Origin of the sequence: Actinophytocola sp. (assembly GCF_036402745.1) — a bacterium.
Classification (GTDB): Bacteria; Actinomycetota; Actinomycetes; order Mycobacteriales; family Pseudonocardiaceae; genus Actinophytocola.
This window is the reverse complement of the sequence record NZ_DASWSJ010000125.1, coordinates 21,961-28,354: the sequence shown is the minus strand read 5'-3', so window position 1 is coordinate 28,354 and position 6,394 is coordinate 21,961. Positions and strand designations below refer to the sequence as shown.

At 69.3% G+C, this 6,394-nt stretch carries 5 protein-coding genes and 1 pseudogene; 2 read left to right on the top strand and 4 right to left on the bottom strand.

Annotation, left to right across the window (positions count from 1 at the left end; all coding sequences use genetic code 11):
- A pseudogene (locus VGD70_RS12495) lies at nucleotides 1–524 on the bottom strand (sodium:proton exchanger); the annotation flags it as partial.
- Nucleotides 525–805: 281 nt separating this feature from the next.
- Between VGD70_RS12495 and VGD70_RS12490 the strand changes: the two are divergent.
- Nucleotides 806–1,165 (top strand): metalloregulator ArsR/SmtB family transcription factor, encoded by a 360-nt coding sequence (locus VGD70_RS12490; protein ID WP_331081270.1) that lies wholly within the window; start codon nucleotides 806–808, stop codon nucleotides 1,163–1,165.
- 478 nt (nucleotides 1,166–1,643) lie between these two features.
- Nucleotides 1,644–3,539, top strand: coding sequence for a diguanylate cyclase (locus tag VGD70_RS12485; protein ID WP_331081268.1), 1,896 nt, complete (start codon nucleotides 1,644–1,646; stop codon nucleotides 3,537–3,539).
- Nucleotides 3,540–3,546: 7 nt separating this feature from the next.
- Here VGD70_RS12485 and VGD70_RS12480 read toward each other — a convergent pair whose 3' ends face one another.
- The 3 genes from VGD70_RS12480 to VGD70_RS12470 all read right to left on the bottom strand — a co-directional run bounded on the left by VGD70_RS12480 (nucleotide 3,547) and on the right by VGD70_RS12470 (nucleotide 6,338).
- Nucleotides 3,547–4,221 carry a transcriptional regulator gene (locus VGD70_RS12480; RefSeq protein ID WP_331081266.1) on the bottom strand — a complete coding sequence of 225 codons (675 nt, stop codon included), beginning with the start codon at nucleotides 4,219–4,221 and terminating at the stop codon, nucleotides 3,547–3,549.
- The gene (locus VGD70_RS12475) at nucleotides 4,221–5,612 is read right to left on the bottom strand and encodes a hypothetical protein (RefSeq protein WP_331081264.1); all 1,392 of its coding nucleotides are present in this window, start codon (nucleotides 5,610–5,612) and stop codon (nucleotides 4,221–4,223) included. The genes VGD70_RS12480 and VGD70_RS12475 overlap by 1 nt, the downstream gene beginning before the upstream one ends.
- A gap of 252 nt (nucleotides 5,613–5,864) precedes the next feature.
- Complete coding sequence (locus VGD70_RS12470; protein ID WP_331081262.1) at nucleotides 5,865–6,338, bottom strand: GtrA family protein; 474 nt, start codon at nucleotides 6,336–6,338, stop codon at nucleotides 5,865–5,867.
- Nucleotides 6,339–6,394 lie beyond the last annotated feature (56 nt).

Sequence of the window (6,394 nt, the reverse complement as noted above, 5' to 3'; positions counted from 1 at the left end):
CCCAGCAGCGCGAACCCGAGCAGCAGCGAGATCTGTCCCGTGGCCGGGATGGCGAACGCCACGACCGACGCGATGGCCAGGAAGCCGAGCTCGACCCGGTAGCCGGACTCGAGAACCAGCTCGCGGACGGTCCGGCCGGTGCGCCGCCGCACGATCGCGAGACCGATCAGCACGACCAGCGACCAGCCCAGGCCGAGGAGCAGCCGGTTGGAGCCGGTCATGTTCGCCGCCGCGTAGGCGACGTAGGTGGGGTCGGAACCCGCGGTGTAGGCGAAGTACAGATCGACCGCGTACTCGGGAAGCACGGCGATGACGGCCAGGATCGCGATGGCGAGCCCGCCGGAGATGTCGACCTGCGCCGCCTCGGCGGCCCACGCCAGGACGAACGAGGCCGCCACCACAGCCGCGCCGAACAACAGCAACGCCACGAGCGGCGGCGGATGGAGACCGGCGAACCGGGTGACCAGCGCGGGCAACGTGAGCGCCACACACCCGGCGAGCGGCCGGATCAGCTTGCTGAGCACGGAGAGGGGATCCTTCCCGGACGGCGGACGGCCGAGCCGGGTTCCCCAGGGAGCTCGGCCAGGCATGACTGCGTGGCCGAAGGTCTCGCCCACCGGCTTCGCGCCGGTCCCCGCCGCCGGAGAACGCGAGGTTCTCAGCATGTCGACGTGCGGTGTTGTGGACTACTCCCCTTCGGAGTGCCCCCAGTCTCGCATCACTTCGTTACTTTCGCAAGTGACGAAGTATCAAAGTGAGACACCGCCCGCGGGCGATCGCGCGGGAGAATGGCAGCGCCATGTCGATGTCGCCAGCGGAACCGCAGCCGAGCGGTCGACCCACGGAACCGACCCCGGCCCAGCTGAGGTCGGGGTCGGACACGTTCGCCCTGCTCGCCAGCCCCGTGCGGCTGCACCTCGTGTGGCTGATCACCCACGGCCCCTACGACGTCGGCACACTGGCCCGCCTGGTCGGCATCAGCATCGCCACCGCCTCCCAGCACCTGGGCAAGCTCCGGCTGGCCGGCCTGATCACCGCCCACCGCGACGGTCGCCGCCAGCTCTACACCGTCGACGACCCCCACGTGATCACCCTGATCCAGCAGATCTTCGACCACATCGCACCCGACGGCACCCTCGCACCCGACCCACCGCGCACGAACTGACAAACTAGAAGCTGTCGATCGGCATGACGAAGTCCAGAATTCAATTCCCGGTCGCAAATACTGGTTCGGACAACGGGAATCCCGATTACCGCGCCGCTTCGCGCTTCTCCTACAATGTCCCGGACGCCGTATCCGCGGCGATGGAAAACCTGTCGAAAATCCCCCTGCCCCGAGCACGAATTGTGACCAGCCACCTGCCGAGCGTGTTCGCTTGTGGTGTACCGTTTCCGACGGCCAACTCGGCTCGACGCGGGAACGAGAGGCGCGGATGGGTGCTCGGCGAGTCCGTTCAGTGGCCGGCGAAGGGTGGATTCTCTACCTGATCGGCGGTGTTCTGGTAGTCGGCGGCTATTACCTGGCCACGCGCCTCGACACCCCACCGGTCGTCCGGGTCACCTTGTACTGCTTGGTCAGCGTTTCCTCGGCAGCCGCCGTACTGATCGGCTGCTGGCGCGGACTTCCGCGCGGGAAACCCCGGGTGCCGTGGTTGTTCCTCGGATTCAGCCAGGTCGTCTACGCCGTTGCGGACATATGTTTCTACGTTTCGCACAACGTCCTGGGCCAGACGGCGTTCCCGGCCGTCGCGGACGCGCTCTACCTCCTGCACTATCCGCTCGTGGTGGTCGGCCTCATCCTGTTGATCAGGCGCCGGACCCCGGGCCACGACCTGGCCAGCGTGCTCGACGCGGCCACTCTCGCGGTCGCCGTCGGCATGCTCTCCTGGCTCTACCTCATCGGCCCGCAGGCGCGCGCCGGTTCGCTGAGCCTGGTCACCGTGGTGTCGGTCGCATACCCGGTGATGGACCTCGCGATGTTCGCGGTGGCGCTGCGGCTCATCCTCGGGCCCGGCGGCCGCCCCGCGTCGTTCGTGTTGCTGACCGCGAACCTGCTGGCGATCTTCACGGCGGACACCGTGTACGTGATGCAGCAGCTCAGCGGCACGTACGCCACCGGCAACTTCCTGGACGCCATCTGGCTCGGCGGCAACCTGGCGCTCGGCGCGGCCGCGCTGCACCCCACCGTGCGGCGGGTGGAGGAGCGGGCCAACTCCGCCGACGTCCAGCTCACCCCGTCCCGGCTGGCGGTGCTCGCCGGCGCCGCGCTGATCGCACCGTCCACTTTGGTCCTGCAGTTCGCACTCGGCAGGCTGCGCGACATCCCGGTGATCGCCGCCGCCTGTGCGGCACTGTTCATGCTCACCATCGGCCGCCTCGCCGGCCTCGTCGCGGACCAGCGCACACTCGCGATCACCGACGTGCTGACAGGCTTGCGTACCAGACGTTTCTTCGGCGCGCAGCTTCCCGTGGAGATCGCCAAGGCACGGCGCTCCGGCGCGAAGCTCGCCGTGCTGATCGTGGACATCGACCACTTCAAGTCGATCAACGACGGGTACGGGCACCCCGCCGGTGACCGGGTGCTGGTCGAGGTGGCGCGGCGGTTACGGGAGTCCGTCCGCCCCAGCGACGTGCTGGCGCGCTACGGCGGCGAGGAGTTCGCCCTGGTCGTGCCGAGCGTGAGTGTCGAGGAGCTGGCCGCCATCGGCGAGCGGCTGCGCGACCAGGTCGCCTCCAGCCAGATCCAGGTCGCCACCGACGTGTGGCTCCACGTCACGGTGTCGATCGGCACCGCCACCCTGCCCATGAACGGCGGCACCCCGGCCGAGCTGATCAACACCGCGGACCGCGCGCTGTACGCGGCCAAGGCGCAGGGCCGCGACCGGGTCGTGCTCGGCGACAGCAACCCCGACCCCGGCAACACCGCCGACACGGCCGGGTTGCTGGTCTACCTGCAGCGGGTGGCCGACGAGGTCGACAGCTGGCTGTCGACGAGCGAGCACGGCCGCGCCGTCGGGCGGTGGGCGGCGCTGGTGGCCCACTCGCTCGGCCACGACGAGCCGACCGTGTGCCGGACCGAGCTTGCCGGCCGCCTGCACGACGTGGGCAAGATCCTTGTGCCGCAAGACATCTGGCGCAAGCCGGCGAAGCTCACGACCGACGAGTTCGAGCTCGTGCGCCAACACCCCGAGCACGGCTACCGCATGCTGAGCGTCGTGCCGGACCTGGTCGACGTCGCGGAGATCATCCACCAGCACCACGAGCGGACGGACGGCCGCGGGTATCCGCTCGGCCTGGCCGGCGAGCAGATCCGCGTCGAAGCCCGGATCGTCGCCGTGTGCGACTCGTGGGCGGCGATGCTCGCCGAGCGGCCGTACCAGTCCGCGCTGAGCCAGCAGGCCGCGAGCGGGGAACTGTTGCGCTGCAGGGGAAGCCAGTTCGACCCGGAGGTCGTCGACGCGTTCCTGGAGCTGTACCACCGGGGCCAGATCGGCTCCCTGCACCCGCTGAACGACGCCGTCGTGCGCTCGGCCTCCTGAGTCCCCGTCAGGCTTTCCGGTCGTCCTCGGCGGTGTCGGCGATGGTGTTCCAGAACATCAGCTCGTAGGACTGGAACAGCCGGCCGTAGGTGTACGCCTCGGCGGAGTGCCGGCCCGCGTCGATCCCGGCCTGCAACGCGGCCACGGCCTGCTCCTCGACCTCCGGCACCGGGGTGGCGAAGAAGTCGAAGAACCCGCACGCCTCGTCGTCGAAGCCGTACTGCTCACGCATCGCGGTGGCGATGGTGGCGCAGTAGCCGCCCCACGCGGCGAAGTTGGCGATCAGCGCGACGACCACGTCGGCCGGCTCGCCCAGCAGCGCCAGCCAGGCCATGTACGCCGGGTACGCCTGACAGCCGGCCATCGGCTGGTAGCGGGCCAGCGCGGCGTCGTCGAGCCCGGTGGCCGCGACGAGCGCGTCCAGCTTGGCCAGCGCCATGCCCTCGCCGGACGCGAGTCCCGCGAACAGCTCGCGGCTGTTCTGCTCGGTGCACCGCGCGGCGATGGTGAGGAAGCTGCGCCAGTCACTGCGGACGATCCGGCTCTCCTCGGCCGCGATGGTGGCGAACACCGACCGCGGCGCCGCGCCGGAGGCGATCAGCGGTACCAGCCGGTTGTCCTTCTCCGCCGGCGCGAGCTCCGCGCGGGCAGACTCCAGGATCTCGCGTGCCGTGCCAGTCATCAGGTGACGTTCCTCCCGACGTGGTGGTCAGATTCGGTGTACCCGGCCGGATCGCCGTCCGCCGCCTCCGGCTGCCGGCCGAAGCCCAGCAGGGTGGCCACCTGCGAGCCGCGCGCGACCAGCCAGGCCAGTGCAGCATAGAGGAGGCCGGCCAGCAGCCACGCTTCCACCGCCGGCAGCCCGAGGGAGGGCGCGGTCTCCTGGCCGGGCAGCAGACCGAGGCCCCACGCGCCGAACAGCACCGCGACCACGACCGCCACGATGCCCGGCAGGTTGCCGAGACCGGCCGCCCGCCAGGACGGAATGGTGTCGGTCGGCCGGCGCACGCCCAGCATCCTCGGCAGCACGAAGCGGTCCACGCACATCACGACGGTCACGCACGGCAGCGCGATCGAGGACCAGCTCGCCACCACGAAGAACCCCTCCTCGACGGCCGGGAACCGCCACGCGAACAACGCCGCGACCGCGGCCATCACCAGGCACGTGTGCCAGCGTTGCCAGCCGCGGACCCCGCCGGCGACGTTCTGCCCCGCATTGATCATCTCGTAGTAGTTGCCGTCGTTGATGGCCACCTGCATGATCGTGGCGAGGACGGCGCCCAGCGCGAGAACGCCGAACATCGAGTACTCCACGATGTAGCGGAACGCCGGGCCGAAGTCGTACTGGCCCGCGCCGGACAGCTCCGCCATCATCCAGCCGCCCGCCACGAACAGTACGAGGCCCACCGCCAGCGCGACCACCATCGGCAGCGTGGGCCAGAAGAAGCCGGGCCTGCCGTAGCGCCAGGTGTCGGGCTCGTTCCCCCACATCACGGAGCCGATGGCCACCCCGACCCCGGCCAGGAACGGCATCGTCGCCTCGCTGGCCGGCGTCGCGGTCAGCACCGAGCCGGGGATGTCGGTGAAGCCCTTGATGACCAGGTACACCATCCACACGATCATCAGCGGCGCGACGAGGTACCGGGCGAACGCGGCGATGCCGGTGAACCCGAACAGGTTGTTGGTGATGCCGAGGACGGCGAGCAGCACGCTGATCAGCACCACGTTGCCCCAGCCGAACAGGCCGTCGTAGAGCGTGGCCAGCAGGTTGAACGCGAACGCGGTCCACCCGGCCGCGATGCCGATCAGCAGCACGGTGACCAGCGCGGAGCCGACCTTGCCCAGGATCGACCGGGTCAGCAACGCGTGCGTCTGACCGCTGACCGAGCCGAGGTAGGCCGCCGGCAACGCGTAGATCAGGTAGGCGACCGCCCCGACGGCCCCCGCCGCGACGGCCTTCACCAGGGAGTAGCCGGCGTCGTGGTACTGGAACCCGAGAAACAGGTAGGTGAACCCGGCCGCAAGAGTGATCCACAGCGACAGAAAATGATAGCGAGACCGCCGCTCGCTCAAGGGCACGACACCAATGCGACTCGTCGAATAGTCGTGTCGCACACTGTTTTCCAAAGCCGATGCGTCCGAGAATTCCGTGCGGTCCACGCTGCGCTCGCTTCGTCGCTGGTTGTTCCATCCGGGAAGGTGTGCGCAAACCTTACGGCAGGCCGCCGGACATGCGGACACGTCCATCCGGCGTAGCCCATTGATCCGTTGGGACCTTTATCGGACGGGCAACCGCGCTGCGCGGACATTGTGGTCGGTTGTGCGTCAGCGGTTCCGAAAGACGACCCAGCGCATGGCGCAGTACATGTAGCCTGCCTCGCACACTCCGGCGGCCATCCGGGCGATGTGGTATTCGACGCCGAGGGCGGCCAGCCCGGCGCCGACGCCGAGAATCCACACGATGTAGTTGATCACGACTACGACGACGTACACCACGACCTGTGGGCCGACCGCGGCGTGCGAGCGGAAGTTGAATGCCCGGTTGAGCACGTAGCTCAGCCCGAACGCGCAGACGTAGGCGATGGTGATCGACAGCCAGAGCGGCAGGCCCACCCACGAGCGCAGGACGGTGAGCAACGCGATGTCCACGCCGAAGGTGAACCCGTTGATGACCGCGAAGCCGAGCAGGCTGGGTGGGATGACGCCGGACAGTCCCCAGGGGAGTCGGCGAACCGCCGTGGCCATCGCGGCGCCGAACCGCTCACCCCGATGCTCGGCCCGTGTCAAGACTGTCGCCATGGCCCAAGTCTGCCAATCCGGCGGCCGGCCGCGGGTTAGCTCGCGGCAAAGCCGGC